Raw genomic sequence first — 14,741 nt, forward strand, 5'->3', positions numbered from 1 at the left:
GTCTTAAACCTTATACTCTTTTACCGCATCTACAAATGCTTTCGCATTGTCAAGCGGAATGTTAGGTAAAATTCCGTGCCCTAAGTTAACAATATATTTATCTTTACCAAACTCATTTATCATTTGGTGTACCATTTTTTTTATTTCAGCCGGTGGAGACAATAATCTAGAAGGGTCAAAATTACCTTGTAAGGTTATATTTCCTCCTGATAAATAACGTGCATTTCTTGCTGAACACGTCCAGTCTACACCTAAAGCAGAAGCTCCTGATTTTGCCATTTTATCTAAAGCAAACCAACAACCTTTTCCGAAAGCGATTACTGGTGCTTCATCTTTTAATGCATCAATAATTTGTTGAATGTATTGCCATGAAAATTCTTGATAATCTGTTGGAGATAACATTCCTCCCCAAGAATCAAAAACCTGAACAGCATTTACACCTGCTTCTACTTTTGCTTTTAAATAAGCAATAGTGGTATCTGTTATCTTCTGAAGCAATTGGTGTGCCAAAACTGGTTTTGTAAAACAAAGTTCTTTTGCTTTGTCGAAATTTTTAGATCCCTGACCCTGTACCACATAACATAAAATTGTCCATGGAGACCCTGCAAAACCTATTAAAGGAACCTCATCATTCAACTTTTCTTTAGTTGCTTTTATAGCTTCCATTACATAACCTAATTCTTGATGAACATCAGGAACAACTACAGTATCTAATCCTTTTTGATCTCTAATTGGATTTGGCAAATAAGGTCCAAAATCAGGTTTCATTTGTACCTCTATATTCATTGCCTGTGGAATCACCAAAATATCTGAAAACAAAATAGCTGCGTCCATTCCGTATCTACGAATTGGCTGAACAGTGATTTCAGATGCTAATTCTGGAGTTCTACAACGGGTAAAGAAATCGTATTTCTTTTTTATTACTTGAAATTCTGGCAAATATCTTCCTGCTTGACGCATCATCCATACTGGCGGACGATCTACAGTTTCACCTTTTAATGCTCTTAAAAATAAGTCGTTTTTAATCATACTATTTCGTTACAAAGACTATTTCTTTGCTTGTTTTATTAATTTTAACAATATGTATTGGTTGTGTAAGCGACATTGTTACCATATCTGTTGGCTTTGGTCCTTCAGACGAAATTGTAACTTGAAACTTACCTTCCTTTTTTATTATTTCTGATACCTCTATCGAAAATCCTCCTGTATTTCTCTTGCTATCGATAGCAACTAAAACTGTTTTTTTTGAAAAATCAATAGCATCTTTAAATTGATTATCAACATTTGTTTTAGCTAAAAAATCTTGCCATTCTGCTGAAGAGTTAATTACAATATTTTGTTTTGCAAATCCTTCAGATCCATCACCTTTTAAACTGCCTTGATATATAGAAATTATTGCATCCGTTTCTTGGTTATTATTACTAGGACATGAACTCATTAAAAAACTAAAAAAAATGGTTAGAATAATTTTCATAAATAGCTGTTTTACATTTTAGATACCGCTTCCATTCCTTTATCAATTGCCTTAGCAATCTTTTGAATATCTTTTTCTGTTAAAGCTGATGACAAAAACCATGCTTCGAATTGAGATGGAGGTAAGAAAACACCGTTATGCATCATTTCCCAAAAGAAAGTAGCAAACTTTTTAGTATCTGAAGTTTGTGCTTCTTCAAAATTAGTTACGGTAACATTCGTAAAAAATGGATTAATCATAGAACCAAATCTATTAACCGTAATTTCTACACCGTGTTTCTTCGCTTTTTCTAATAAGAATACTTCAATAATTTGAGCAATCTCGTTAAATTTCTCATACGGATTTTGTTTCTTTAACTCTGTTAAAGTAGCAATTCCTGCTGCCATAGCAATCGGATTTCCACTTAAAGTTCCTGCTTGATACATCCCTCCTAAAGGTGCTACTTCTTGCATGATTTCATTTCGCGCTCCGTAAGCTCCCACCGGAAAACCACCACCAACAACTTTACCTAAACATGTAATATCTGCTTCTACACCTAATAATTCTTGTGCGCCACCAAATTTAGAACGAAAACCTGTCATTACCTCATCAACAATTAATAATGCTCCTTTAGACTCTAAATATGTTTTTAACTCTTTTAAGAAATCATTTTGTGGAATTACAACTCCCATATTACCAGCAATTGGCTCTAAAATAACTCCGGCAATATCATCGTGTTCTTCAAAATGTGCTTTTACACTTTCTAAATCGTTATATTTTGCTATTAATGTATTTCTAACTGCCCCTTCAGGAACTCCTTTAGAGCCTGGTAAACTTAAGGTTGCTAAACCAGAACCTGCTGCTACTAATAAAGCATCTTGATGCCCATGATAACAACCTGCAAATTTTATAATTTTATCTTTTCCTGTAAATGCTCTTGCCAAACGGATTCCGCTTAAAACGGCTTCTGTTCCTGAATTAACAAAACGAACTTTATCCATTCCAGGAAAAGCATCACAAACAATTTTTGCTAATTTAATTTCGTTTTCTGTTGATGCACCAAAAGTATAACCATTCTTTAAAGCTTTATCAATAGCTTTCTGAACTTTTTTATGACGGTGACCTAAAATCATTGGTCCGTAAGACAATACTAAATCTACAAATGTATTACCATCAACATCTGTAATTTTACTTCCTTTTGCCTTTTTGATAAACAACGGATTCCCTCCTACTGAAGAAAATGCTCTTACCGGAGAATTTACTGCTCCAACAAGGTGCTTTAATCCTTTTTTATATAATTTTTGTGATTTTTTAAATTCCATCTTTTAATATTTTCAATGTCAGTTCGAGTATTTTTATGTAGCTTTTGCGAAATAAAAATGTATCGAGAACTTATTAATTAATCATCTCGATACAAATTTGTTTATGCTTCACAAATTCACTCGATGTGACAGTACGTGTTACTTTTTTCTCAACAATACTCTTGCTGCTTCTTTTGCAAAATAGGTAATAATAATATCAGCTCCTGCTCTTTTCATAGACAGTAAACTTTCCATCATTACTCTTTCACCATCAATCCAACCTTTTTCAGCTGCAGCTTTTACCATTGCATATTCTCCACTTACATTATAACATGCAATTGGTCGGTCGAAATTATTTTTTAAATCTCTAATAATATCTAAATACGATAATGCTGGTTTTACCATTAAAATATCTGCTCCTTCTTGATCATCAAAAGTAGCTTCACGCATTCCTTCATCTCTATTAGAAGGATCCATTTGATAGGTTCTTCTATCGCCAAAAGTAGGCGCAGAATCTGCTGCATCTCTAAACGGCCCATAAAAAGCTGAAGCATATTTTACTGAGTACGCCATAATTGGCAAGTTTACAAAACCTGTATTATCTAATGATTGGCGAACCATATCTATCGTTCCGTCCATCATTCCTGACGGTGCAACCATATCTACTCCTGCTTTTGCATGAGAAATAACTTGTTTTGCTAAATTTACCAACGTTGCATCATTATCTACATCGTTGTCGTGAATAATTCCGCAATGACCATGTGAAGTATACTCGCAAAAACAAACATCTGTGATTACGTATAAATCTGGATAGTTCTTTTTAATAAAACGGATTGCTTGTTGCATAATTCCGTTATCGTTCCATGTTTCTGTTCCTTCATCATCTTTATCAGATGGAATTCCGAATAATAAAACAGCGGGGATATTTAATGCTACAACCTCATCTAATTCTTTAGAAATTGTATCTAAAGAAAAACGTTTAATGCCAGGCATTGAAACTATTTCTTTTTCAATTCCCGTTCCTTCTTCTATAAATAAAGGATAAACAAAATCGTCTACAGATAGTTTTGTTTCCTTTACCAATCTTCTGATGCCTTCTGTTTTTCTTAACCTACGTGTTCTAAACATAATTTGTCACTTGTTAGGTCGAGCGCAGTCGAGACCTCATTATAAAACCCTCTCTTATGAGCCGCACTCATTACTTTCTGTAACATACATTTTGCAGAAAGTAATGCTCGAGGTGACTTTTATTATTTCTTAACAAAATGTAAGTTCACTAATTCTACCACACTTTCTACCGTTGGTAAATTAGCTACTTGTACATCATCAAAATGTTTTCTTGCTTCTTTTGCGGTGCTTTCGCCAATACAAAAAGCTACTTTACCAGCAACGTTTTCTTGCATATAGCTTTCAACCCCTGATGGACTGTAAAACAACACTCCGTTTACTTTCTCATCAACTTTAGACGGACTGTACATTGTTTTGTATGCCTCTACTTCGTTTACCGTAATTTCGTTTACTTTTAAAGCATTTGGTAAAGTATCTAAACGCAAATCACTACAAAAATAAGTTACTTCTTGTCCTTTTATTTCGTTAGCTAAATAAGCTGCTAACTTAACAGCATTTCTTTCAGATTTTACTACTTTTCCTATTTTTTGTTCGATTAACTTTTTGGTTCTTCGCCCAACACAGTAAATATTCTTGAATTTTAACTCATCCGCAGTAAAAGAGTTTGCGATTGCCTCTACGCCGTTTTGACTCGTAATAATTACATTTTCAATCTCATTCTTAATTACCTTAGGTGCAATTCTGTTAAAACGAATTTTAATAAAATCACTATCTGTAATACTAACAGATGCTGGCAATAAGTCTTTTTGAATTTCTGATAGCTTCTTAGTTGAGTAGATAGAAAACTCTTTTTCTACCTCAACATCATCTGCCATTAATTCTTTTCCACCTCGATTAATTACATAATCGGCACAATCTTTTGCTAAAAAACGATGACGTCCTACTTTTGCATTTTTTGTTACTGATATTTTCTTTTTACCGTCCTTACTTAATAATAAACCTTTAAAGTTTATTTCTTCTGTCTTAGGATCAACATAAGCAATCGCTCCTATTGGTGCTGTACATCCGCCTTCTAATAAATTTAAGAATTCGCGTTCTATACCCACACAAACTTGCGATTCGTAATGGTTTAATTGCTCACAAGCATCTCTAGAAAAATCATCATTTTCTAAAGCTGTAATCATAATAGCTCCTTGTGCTGGCGCAGGAATCATCCAAGAAAGATTAATTGCTCCTTCTGGTCTTTTTCCTAACCTCTCTAAACCGGCTGCTGCAAAAATTGCACCGTCCCATTCGTTATTTTCTAACTTTTCTAAACGCGTATTTACGTTTCCTCGTAAACCAACAACTTCGTGTGTTGGGTAACGATTTAACCATTGTGCTTTTCTTCGTAAACTACCCGTTGCTATTACACCGTTAGGTTGCCCAAAAAACTCTTCGTTGTCTTTTAAAACTAAAATATCATTGTAATTGGCACGCTTTAAAACAGCTGCTTGAATAATTCCTTCAGGTAAAACTGTTGGAACATCTTTTAAAGAATGTACTGCAACATCAATATCGCCATTTAACATTGCGATATCTAAATTTTTAGTAAAAATTCCTGTGATTCCTAATTCATACAAAGGCTTGTCTAAAACAAGATCTCCAGCAGATTTAATCGGCACTATTTCACATTTATACTCTAATTCTTCTAGTTCTTTACGAACTTTGTTTGCTTGCCACATAGCCAATTGGCTATCACGTGTACCTATTCTAATTGTCTTCTGCATGGATAGTTTCTAAATTTGCACCAAACACTTTAGCCATTACCTCTATACTATTGCTTACAGAGGTTTCTTCTGCTTTTAAGTGCTTTACAAATTGTGTAGTTATTTTTTGAATAAACCTAGAAGTAATTACTTCTGCCTGAGATTCATCAAAGTCTTTTATTTTTTTCTTATGAAAAGCTATTTCGTCTTGTTGAATTGTTTTTAACGATTCTTTTAACGCCGTAATAGCTGGTGTAAATTTTCTGTGATGTAGCCATTCACCAAATTCCTCTTTATGAGTTTCTATAATCGCTTCGGCTGTAGGTATTTCTTGCTGACGAATTGCTAATGTTTCATCTGTAATTTTAGATAACTCATCAACATTTATCAATGTAACGTTTTCTAATTCTGCTACTTCTTTCGAAACATTTGCTGGCATCGATAAATCTAAAATCAGCAATTCTTTGGTCGTTAAAATATGTTCTCTTTTGATGGTCGCTTCAGAAGCACCTGTAGAAACGATTAAAATATCTGTATTTGCTACTTCTTTCGTTAAATTGTTATATTTAACTTTTTTAATAGATGGATGTTCTTTTACAAACTCCTCCGCTTTTTCTTCGGTTCTGTTAATTAAGCTTACTGTTTTATTTTGAGTATATTCAGCTAAATTCTTGCAAGTATGTTTCCCCATTTTTCCCAACCCGAAAACTAAAATATTTTTCGAATTGTAATTTGGTGAATTTTTAATAATGTATTGCACTGCGGCATAAGAAACCGATGTGGTTCCTGAACTTAACTTCGTTTCATTCTTTACACGCTTACTTGCCTGCATTACATGATTTAACAAACGCTCGAAATATGCGTTGGTAGTTCCTACCTCCTTTGCTAGTTTAAACGCTTGACGCAATTGACCTACAATTTCGTAATCCCCTAAAATTTGGCTATCCAAACCAGTACCCATCCTAAAAAGGTGCGTAATTGCTTCGTTGTTTTTATATACGTTAGAAACTTCTGCAAACTCTTCAACAGCTCCGTTTGAATATTTACAAAGCATACTAATTAATTGAAAAGGGTGTTCTGCAAAACCAGTAATTTCAGTTCTATTACAGGTTGATAACACAAAAATACCATCAACACCACTCTGCTTTGCGTCTTCTAAAAGTTGTATTTGATTTTCCTTAGAAATACTAAACTTTCCTCTAATAGTAGCATCAGCCTTTTTGTAACTAACGCCTATGTTATATAAATTCTTATTATGTGTATCCGCTGTCATTCAGTCTTCTTCAATAAGGTGGGTCAAAAATATAAAGATTAAATATAAAAAAATGTCGCTGAAAGAACTTTTAATGTCGTTATCAGTTTTTTAAACTAAAAACATCTCTAAAACACAGATAAAGTGTATTTTTGCAATGAAATCAGCTATTGGTAGTGTTTCAATTTAGAGTCATTCTAAATAAATTGTTTTTAAATCTATTTTGATCTATGTCAAAAAACATCGCAGAAAGTACGTTTAGAGAAGTATTGTTAGAAAAAGGTTTTTTTGTCTTAAAATTTCAAAATAATTCTAACAAAACAGAAGTTTATAAAAGAGATATCGATAATTCTTATATACAGCTACATTATTGTGTAAAAGGAAATTGCAAGTTCCATTTTAATGAAAACAGCTACACCTTTAATGTATTAGATAAACACGCTATATTTTTATACAATCCACAGCAAAACCTACCAATAAATTTAGAGATTTTACCAAAAACATCTTTGGTATCTGTTTTAATCACTATCGAAAAATTTCATGCACTATTCTCTAAAGAAGCTAGCTATATTCCTTTTTTAAGTGATGACAACAAGAATAAAAAATATTACGATAATACAGCAATAAGCTCAAACACTTTAATGGCCTTGCAGCAAATTTTAACAGCCCAAAATCATAGCTCAATGAAAGACCTTTATATTAAAGGAAAAACATACGAGCTACTGAGTCTTCATTTTGATACTGGCGAAAATACAGAAAATGAATACTGTCCGTTTTTAGTTGATGATCGTGAAATATTAAAAATCAGGCAAGCTAAAGACATTATTATCTCAAGAATGAGCGAACCACCAACCCTACAAGAATTAGCAAACGAAGTAGGTTTAAACTTAAAGAAGTTAAAAGAAGGTTTTAAACAAATATATGGCGATACTGTTTACAGCTTTTTGTTTGATTATAAAATGGAACATGCTCGTAAGCTTTTAGAAAGCAACCAATACAATGTAAATGAAGTTGGCTTACAAGTTGGCTACAGTACATCTAGTCATTTTATTGCAGCCTTTAAAAAGAAGTTTGGTACCACACCAAAACAATACGTAATGAGCTTACAAAATAACTAAATGAAACAACTTACACATTACGACATCGAAAACAAGCAACAACAATACCCTATAACTATTGTTTGTGACGCTATAAGAACTCCCGAAAATATTGGTATGTGCTTTCGCATTTCTGAAAGTTTTGGTGTGCAAAAAATATTTTTACACGACAGTTCCCCTTCTATAAAGAACAGAAATGTATCTCGTACTGCTAGAAACACCATAAATCAGGTTGAACACGCTACTTACAGTAACTTCAACTTGTTGATAAATCAATTAAAAAAAGAAGGAAATACTATTATTGGTATTGAAATTACTGATAACAGTATAAATATTCAGGATTTTGATTTCACCTCAACAGAAAAAATAGTTTTACTTTTGGGTAGCGAAAGAAATGGAATTGAAAATACAGATTTGTTAGACGCAACTGTTGCAATACCAATGTACGGCCGCAATTCATCTATGAATGTAATACACAGTTTAAGTATTGCTTTATATGAAACAACAAACCAGTTAAACAATAACATCTTAATAGATAAATAGAAATGAAAGGAGCTTTATTAGTAAACCTAGGATCACCAGAGAGCACAGATCCTAAGGATGTTAAAAAATATTTAGGAGAGTTTTTAATGGATGAACGCGTTATTGATGTTCCTTATTGGTTTCGTTCGTTTTTAGTAAAAGGAATTATTTTAAACACGAGGCCTAAAAAATCTGCCGCTGCTTATAAAAAAATATGGTGGAAAGAAGGTTCGCCTTTAATTGTTCTTTCTGAACGACTACAAAAAAAGGTGCAACAAAAAACGGAGCTTCCTGTTGCCTTAGCAATGCGTTATGGTACAATGACCATAAAAAAAGGATTGCAAGAACTACACGATAAAGGCGTTACAGAAGTTATGTTAATTCCTTTATATCCGCAGTTTGCGATGGCAACTACCGAAACTATTGTGGTTTTAGCTGAAGAAATTCGCAAAGAGTTCTTTCCTGAAATGAAAATAACAGATGTTCCTGCGTTTTACAATAAACCTGAATATATTAAAGCTTTATCCAGCAGTATTAAGGATTATTTAGCTGATAAGGATTACGACCACTTATTATTCTCTTACCACGGAGTTCCAGAACGTCATATTCGCAAATCAGATGTAACACAATCTCATTGTAATCCTGAACCCGGTAACTATAGTTGTTGCGAAAAAAAATCTAAAGCACATGAATTTTGCTACAGACACCAATGTTATCAAACCACAAAAAATGTTATTACTGAATTAGGTTTAGATGAAAATACGGTTTCTACCTCATTTCAATCTCGCTTAGGTGTTGATCCTTGGTTACAGCCTTACACCGACAGAACAATTGTAAATAAAGCCGAAAAAGACGGAATTAAAAAATTAGCCATTGTTACTCCTGCTTTTGTTTCTGACTGCCTAGAAACATTAGAAGAAATTGCCATGGAAGGAAAACATGAGTTTTTAGAAGCCGGTGGAGAAGAATTTTACACCGTACCTTGTATTAATGATAATGATGAGTGGACAGATGTTTTAGCTGGATGGATTAATAAATTTTAACTCGTAGTTCATAAAAATATAAATTGTCTGGTCGAGCGCAGTCGAGACCTAAAAACTTCTCGAATGCACTCTTAGAGACATAAACTTAAAAAAATGGATTTTTTATACGTAAAAGCATTACATATTATTTTTGTAGTTACTTGGTTTGCTGGCTTATTTTATATAGGTCGCTTATTTATTTACCATGTAGAAGCCGAAGAAAAAGACGAACCTGCTAAAACTATTTTGCAAACTCAGTACAAATTAATGACAAAACGCTTGTGGTATATCATTACATGGCCTTCTTTAGTTTTAGCTAGTTTTTTTGCTTTTTGGATGCTTTATAAAAACCCTGCTTATTTACAAATGCCTTGGATGCATGTAAAGCTAGCATTTGTTTTAGCGTTATATTTTTACCACGGATTTTGCCACAAAATATATAAAGAATTACAACGTGATAAAATTAACTATTCACCTACAAAACTGAGAATATTTAACGAAGCGCCAACCGTGATTTTATTTGCCGTAGTATTTTTAGTGGTGTTAAAAAGTGCTATTAATTGGATTTGGGGAGTTGTAGGTATTGTTCTTTTTGGGATTTTATTAATGATTGGAATTCGTTTTTACAAAAAAGTAAGAGCAAAAAAATCTTGGGATAAATTCGAAAAAGAATTGATTGAAAAGGATGAAGAATTAGAGTTTTAAAAAAAAGGTTGTCTAAAAAGACAACCTTTTTTTTATCCTTTTATAGATTGCTCAAAAGGAATACGATTTACAATACTTCTACCCAACGTAACTTCATCGGCATACTCTAATTCATCTCCAACCGAAATTCCTCGTGCAATTGTAGAGGTTTGTATATTGCATTTTTCAATTTGCTTGTAAATATAAAAGTTCGTTGTATCACCTTCCATAGTAGAGCTTAAAGCAAAAATTAATTCTTTAATCTCCCCATCTTTTACTTTATTAACTAAAGAATCTATCTGTAAGTTTTGTGGCCCAATTCCTTCTATAGGCGAAATTTTCCCGCCCAACACATGGTATACACCTCTAAACTGAGCAGTATTTTCAATCGCCATAACATCACGAATATCTTCAACAACACAAACTATTTCGGCATTTCTGTTCGGGTTATTACAAATTTCACACAAAACAGTATCAGAAATATTATGACATTTATTACATGATTTCACATCAGTTCGTAAATCAGTTAAAGCCCCTGTTAAATACTTTGTATTCTCTGTAGGTTGTTTTAATAAATGCAATACCAAACGAAGTGCAGTTCGTTTACCAATACCTGGTAACCTACTCACTTCATCTACCGCCCTTTCTAATAATTTTGATGAAAAATCCATGCTGCAAATTTACAATTTTTCAAACACAGCACACTAACATATCTCACTTTAAAAAAGTATCTTTGCTCTTTAAATTTAAACAAACATTTTACAATGAATTCAGATATAAAAAACTTAGAACCTAAAGCAATTTGGAAGAATTTTGCGCTTTTAAACGCAGTACCTCGTCCATCAAAAAAAGAAGAAAGAGTTATTCAATTTATGGTTGATTTTGGTAAAAGCCTTAATCTTGAGACGATGGTTGATAAGGTTGGTAACGTAATTATTCGCAAACCAGCTTCTTCTGGAATGGAAAATCGTAAAATGATTGTGATGCAAAGCCACCTAGATATGGTACATCAAAAAAATTCTGATACTGTTTTCGATTTTGATACAGAAGGAATTAAAATGTTTATTGATGGTGACTGGGTAAAGGCAGACGGAACTACCTTAGGTGCCGATAATGGTTTGGGAGTAGCGTCGATTATGGCTATTTTAGAATCTACTGATATTGCACACCCTGCCGTTGAAGCCTTGTTTACTATTGATGAAGAAACAGGTATGACTGGTGCAATGGGATTAGAAGGCGGAATTTTAGAAGGTGAGATTTTATTGAACCTAGACACAGAAGACGATGATGAAATTAGCATGGGTTGTGCTGGTGGTGTAGACGTTACTGCTACTAGAACATACAATGAAGAAACTACTCCTGATAACACCACTGCTTTTGAGATCTCTATTACAGGTTTAAACGGAGGACATTCTGGAATGGATATCCATAAAGGCTTAGGAAATGCTAATAAAATAATGAATCGTTTATTATTTGATGGTTTTACAAACTTCGGATTACGTGTTGCTGAAATAAATGGTGGTAGCTTGCGCAATGCAATACCTCGCGAAAGCTTTTCTACCGTAGTTATAGATACTGTTTCTAAAGAGCCATTTTTATTCGAAATTCAAGAATTAATTAACAGTATTAAAGCTGAATTTTCTTTACTTGAACCAAATTTATCAATTGAATTAAAAACTATAGAAACTCCTAATAAAGTGATGGATTTAGGTGTTCAAGAAGGCTTGATAAAATCTATATACACTGCTTTGAACGGTGTGTATCGTATGAGTCCGGATATTGAAGGATTAGTTGAAACTTCTAACAATATCGCTAGAGTTATAGTAAAAAAAGGAAAAATTAAAATAGGGTGTTTAACACGTTCTTCTTCTGATAGCAATAAATGGGACTTAGCAAATTCGTTACGTTCAGCTTTCGAATTAGCAGGTTTTGATGTTGAATTTTCTGGAAGCTACCCTGGTTGGTTACCGAATTTAGATTCTGAAATCTTAAAAATGGTTGCAAAACTATATGAAGATTTACATCATGAAAAACCAAATGTAGCTGCTTGTCATGCAGGTTTAGAATGCGGTCTTTTAGGTCAGAATTACCCTGAAATGGATATGGTTTCTTTTGGGCCAAACATTAGAGGACCACACTCACCTGATGAACGCGCACAGATTTCATCTACTCAAAAATATTGGAAATTTTTATTAGAGGTTTTAAAGAATATTCCTAGTAAGAATTAATAGTTATATTAAAATAAATACTAAAACCACAACTTACAAGTTGTGGTTTTTTGTTTACTTTTATCAAATGAATTTTTTAGCACATTTATATTTATCTGGGAATAATACAGACTTAATGATTGGTAATTTTATTGCTGATCATATTAAAGGAAATAAATTTTCACATTATAAAGAAGAAATAAGAAAAGGAATTCTTTTACATCGTCAAATAGATACTTTTACAGACGCCCACCATATTGTTAGAAAAAGTAAAAGACGATTACATGAACGTTATCGACATTATGACGGCGTAATTATCGATATTTTTTTCGATCACTTTTTAGCTAAAAACTGGAGTACTTATTCTGAAATTCCTTTGGGTGTTTACGTAAAGTCTGTTTATAAACTTTTAGAAGATAATTTTGATATTCTTCCCGAAAAAACAAAAGAAATCCTTCCATATTTAACTAAGTATGATTGGTTATATAATTATCAATTTGCAAAAGGAATTCAAGAAGTTTTAAACGGTATGAACAAACGAACTAAAGGAATCTCTCAAATGAATTTAGCCTCTGAAGATTTATTAATCCACTATCAATTATTTGAAGAAGACTTTACCTTATTCTTTAAAGAATTACGAGAATATTGTAATTCAAAAATCAACCTTACAACTTAAATTCATGAAAAATATATTCTTACTTATTTTCTTTTCAATTATTCTAGCAAGTTGTAAAAAAGCGACTCCAAAAGAAAAAATCACAGGATTAATTACAACCAAAGCAATGGTGGTTTCTGCCAGAGAAGAAGCTTCTAAAATAGGTGTTGACATTCTTAAAAAAGGCGGAAACGCTTTCGATGCAATGGCTGCTACAGAATTAGCATTAGCGGTAGCATATCCGTATGCTGGTAATATTGGCGGTGGCGGATTTATGGTATATCGTAAAAACACAGGAGAAATTGGCGCGTTAGATTATCGTGAAAAAGCACCACTCGCGGCGGCTAAAAACATGTTTTTAGACAGTCTTGGTAATGTTGTTAAAAACAAAAGCACACTTGGCGCAATGGCTGTTGGAATACCTGGTACAGTTGCCGGAGTTTTCGCTGCTCATAAAAAATTTGGAACTTTACCTATTACGGATATTTTAGCACCGGTTATTGCTTTGGCTAAAAAAGGTGTTATCGTTACACAAAAACAAGAAAATCGCATAAAAAAACACCAACCATCATTTTTAAAAGCAAATAAAGACACGATTCTTTTTAATAAACATTGGAAAAAGAACGACACTATTAAATATCCTGCGCTAGCAGCAACTTTACAACGTATTTTAGAAAACGGTAGGGATGAGTTTTACAAAGGTGAAACAGCTAAACGTTTGGTGAAATTTATGCAAGCTAATGGCGGAATTATGACTGGAGAAGATTTGGCGAAATACGAAGCTAAATGGCGAACTCCAGTTACCTTTAAATATGATGACTTGCGTGTAATTTCTATGTCGCCCCCATCTAGCGGCGGTGTTTGTTTAGCGCAAATAATGAATGCGATTGAACCTTATGAATTAGATAAATTTGGTCATAACACCACAAAAACGATTCAAGTTATTACAGAAGCAGAAAGACGTGCTTATGCAGATAGGAGTTTCTTTTTAGGCGATCCTGATTTTGTAAATATTTTACTAGACACTTTAATCAGTAAAAGATATACCAAATACCGGATGAAGGATTTTTCTTTTGATAAAGCTACTTTATCCAAAGATGTTTCTCATGGTAACGTTGAAATGATTGAAAGCGACGAAACAACGCATTATTCTATTATTGATAAATTCGGGAATGCAGTTTCCGTAACCACTACAATTAATGGCGCTTATGGCTCTAAATTATATTGTGCCGATTTAGGTTTCTTTTTAAATAATGAAATGGATGATTTTAGTAGCAAGCCTGGTGAACCAAATATGTTTGGATTAATTGGCGCAAAAGCAAATGAAATTGCTCCAGAAAAACGTATGTTAAGCTCAATGACACCAACTATTGTTGAAAAAAACGGAAAACTATGGATGGTTGTTGGTACGCCTGGCGGATCTACAATTATAACTTCGGTATTACAAACTATTTTAAATGTGCACGAATTTAAAATGGGTATGCAAGAAGCCGTTAATCAACCTCGATTTCATCATCAATGGTTTCCAGATGTTATTATGATGGAACCTAATAAATTCGATGCTACTGTTAAACAAGATTTACAAGAATTAGGATATCTTTTAAATGAAAAAGACAGTCCTGTTATTGGTAAAGTAGCCGGTATTTTAGTATTACCTGATGGGAATTTAGAAGGTGGTGCCGATCCTAGAGGTGATGATAAAGCTGATGGATTTTAATTAGTAGTTAGTAGT

At 33.1% G+C, this 14,741-nt stretch carries 14 protein-coding genes; 7 read left to right on the forward strand and 7 right to left on the reverse strand.

Annotation, left to right across the window (positions count from 1 at the left end):
• Positions 1–3: 3 nt before the first annotated feature.
• From hemE to hemA, 6 genes are all read right to left on the reverse strand, one after another.
• A complete protein-coding gene (gene hemE / locus H0I30_RS05685) occupies positions 4–1,029 on the reverse strand; it encodes a uroporphyrinogen decarboxylase (protein WP_218773310.1) in 1,026 nt (341 codons plus the stop codon).
• A 1-nt stretch (position 1,030) separates the two neighbouring features.
• The gene (locus tag H0I30_RS05690; protein ID WP_218773311.1) at positions 1,031–1,474 is read right to left on the reverse strand and encodes a protease complex subunit PrcB family protein; all 444 of its coding nucleotides are present in this window, start codon (positions 1,472–1,474) and stop codon (positions 1,031–1,033) included.
• 11 nt (positions 1,475–1,485) lie between these two features.
• On the reverse strand, positions 1,486–2,775 hold the full coding sequence (gene hemL / locus H0I30_RS05695) for a glutamate-1-semialdehyde 2,1-aminomutase (protein WP_218773312.1): 1,290 nt from the start codon (positions 2,773–2,775) through the stop codon (positions 1,486–1,488).
• A gap of 138 nt (positions 2,776–2,913) precedes the next feature.
• A complete protein-coding gene (gene hemB / locus H0I30_RS05700) occupies positions 2,914–3,882 on the reverse strand; it encodes a porphobilinogen synthase (protein ID WP_218773313.1) in 969 nt (322 codons plus the stop codon).
• A gap of 122 nt (positions 3,883–4,004) precedes the next feature.
• Positions 4,005–5,591: a hydroxymethylbilane synthase gene (gene hemC / locus H0I30_RS05705; RefSeq protein ID WP_218773314.1), complete on the reverse strand. Its 1,587-nt coding sequence runs from the start codon at positions 5,589–5,591 to the stop codon at positions 4,005–4,007.
• A complete protein-coding gene (hemA, locus tag H0I30_RS05710) occupies positions 5,575–6,843 on the reverse strand; it encodes a glutamyl-tRNA reductase (RefSeq protein ID WP_218773315.1) in 1,269 nt (422 codons plus the stop codon). Before hemA ends, hemC begins: the two co-directional genes overlap by 17 nt.
• A 209-nt stretch (positions 6,844–7,052) precedes the next feature.
• Here hemA and H0I30_RS05715 point away from each other — a divergent pair, with 209 nt between their 5' ends.
• From H0I30_RS05715 to H0I30_RS05730, 4 genes are all read left to right on the forward strand, one after another.
• A complete protein-coding gene (locus H0I30_RS05715) occupies positions 7,053–7,940 on the forward strand; it encodes an AraC family transcriptional regulator (protein ID WP_218773316.1) in 888 nt (295 codons plus the stop codon).
• Positions 7,941–8,462 carry a TrmH family RNA methyltransferase gene (locus tag H0I30_RS05720; RefSeq protein ID WP_218773317.1) on the forward strand — a complete coding sequence of 174 codons (522 nt, stop codon included), beginning with the start codon at positions 7,941–7,943 and terminating at the stop codon, positions 8,460–8,462.
• Positions 8,463–8,464: 2 nt separating this feature from the next.
• Positions 8,465–9,484, forward strand: coding sequence for a ferrochelatase (gene hemH, locus H0I30_RS05725; RefSeq protein WP_218773318.1), 1,020 nt, complete (start codon positions 8,465–8,467; stop codon positions 9,482–9,484).
• Positions 9,485–9,577: 93 nt separating this feature from the next.
• Entirely contained in the window at positions 9,578–10,168 is a 591-nt protein-coding gene (locus H0I30_RS05730) for a CopD family protein (RefSeq protein WP_218773319.1), read from the forward strand.
• A gap of 32 nt (positions 10,169–10,200) precedes the next feature.
• Here the strand turns inward: H0I30_RS05730 and recR are convergent, their stop codons facing one another.
• Complete coding sequence (gene recR / locus H0I30_RS05735) at positions 10,201–10,818, reverse strand: recombination mediator RecR (RefSeq protein WP_218773320.1); 618 nt, start codon at positions 10,816–10,818, stop codon at positions 10,201–10,203.
• Between the two features lie 93 nt (positions 10,819–10,911).
• On the opposite strand from recR, the gene H0I30_RS05740 reads away from it, so the two are divergent.
• The 3 genes from H0I30_RS05740 (at position 10,912) to ggt (ending at position 14,726) form a co-directional block, all read left to right on the forward strand.
• Positions 10,912–12,375 carry an aminoacyl-histidine dipeptidase gene (locus H0I30_RS05740; protein ID WP_218773321.1) on the forward strand — a complete coding sequence of 488 codons (1,464 nt, stop codon included), beginning with the start codon at positions 10,912–10,914 and terminating at the stop codon, positions 12,373–12,375.
• 67 nt (positions 12,376–12,442) lie between these two features.
• Positions 12,443–13,030 carry an ACP phosphodiesterase gene (locus H0I30_RS05745; protein WP_218773322.1) on the forward strand — a complete coding sequence of 196 codons (588 nt, stop codon included), beginning with the start codon at positions 12,443–12,445 and terminating at the stop codon, positions 13,028–13,030.
• 4 nt (positions 13,031–13,034) lie between these two features.
• The gene (gene ggt / locus H0I30_RS05750) at positions 13,035–14,726 is read left to right on the forward strand and encodes a gamma-glutamyltransferase (protein WP_218773323.1); all 1,692 of its coding nucleotides are present in this window, start codon (positions 13,035–13,037) and stop codon (positions 14,724–14,726) included.
• Positions 14,727–14,741: the final 15 nt, after the last annotated feature.

It is taken from the genome of Tenacibaculum sp. AHE14PA (assembly GCF_019278465.1).
Classification (GTDB): Bacteria; Bacteroidota; Bacteroidia; order Flavobacteriales; family Flavobacteriaceae; genus Polaribacter; species Polaribacter bernardetii.

Bases quoted from the DNA above. Each gene is read 5' to 3' on its own strand.
- hemL (WP_218773312.1), bottom strand. From the start codon at position 2,775: ATGGAATTTAAAAAATCACAAAAATTATATAAAAAAGGATTAAAGCAC.
- H0I30_RS05745 (WP_218773322.1), top strand. From the start codon at position 12,443: ATGAATTTTTTAGCACATTTATATTTATCTGGGAATAATACAGACTTA.
- H0I30_RS05740 (WP_218773321.1), top strand. From the start codon at position 10,912: ATGAATTCAGATATAAAAAACTTAGAACCTAAAGCAATTTGGAAGAAT.
- ggt (WP_218773323.1), top strand. From the start codon at position 13,035: ATGAAAAATATATTCTTACTTATTTTCTTTTCAATTATTCTAGCAAGT.
- H0I30_RS05720 (WP_218773317.1), top strand. From the start codon at position 7,941: ATGAAACAACTTACACATTACGACATCGAAAACAAGCAACAACAATAC.
- hemC (WP_218773314.1), bottom strand. From the start codon at position 5,591: ATGCAGAAGACAATTAGAATAGGTACACGTGATAGCCAATTGGCTATG.
- hemB (WP_218773313.1), bottom strand. From the start codon at position 3,882: ATGTTTAGAACACGTAGGTTAAGAAAAACAGAAGGCATCAGAAGATTG.
- H0I30_RS05715 (WP_218773316.1), top strand. From the start codon at position 7,053: ATGTCAAAAAACATCGCAGAAAGTACGTTTAGAGAAGTATTGTTAGAA.
- hemA (WP_218773315.1), bottom strand. From the start codon at position 6,843: ATGACAGCGGATACACATAATAAGAATTTATATAACATAGGCGTTAGT.
- H0I30_RS05730 (WP_218773319.1), top strand. From the start codon at position 9,578: ATGGATTTTTTATACGTAAAAGCATTACATATTATTTTTGTAGTTACT.
- hemH (WP_218773318.1), top strand. From the start codon at position 8,465: ATGAAAGGAGCTTTATTAGTAAACCTAGGATCACCAGAGAGCACAGAT.
- hemE (WP_218773310.1), bottom strand. From the start codon at position 1,029: ATGATTAAAAACGACTTATTTTTAAGAGCATTAAAAGGTGAAACTGTA.
- recR (WP_218773320.1), bottom strand. From the start codon at position 10,818: ATGGATTTTTCATCAAAATTATTAGAAAGGGCGGTAGATGAAGTGAGT.
- H0I30_RS05690 (WP_218773311.1), bottom strand. From the start codon at position 1,474: ATGAAAATTATTCTAACCATTTTTTTTAGTTTTTTAATGAGTTCATGT.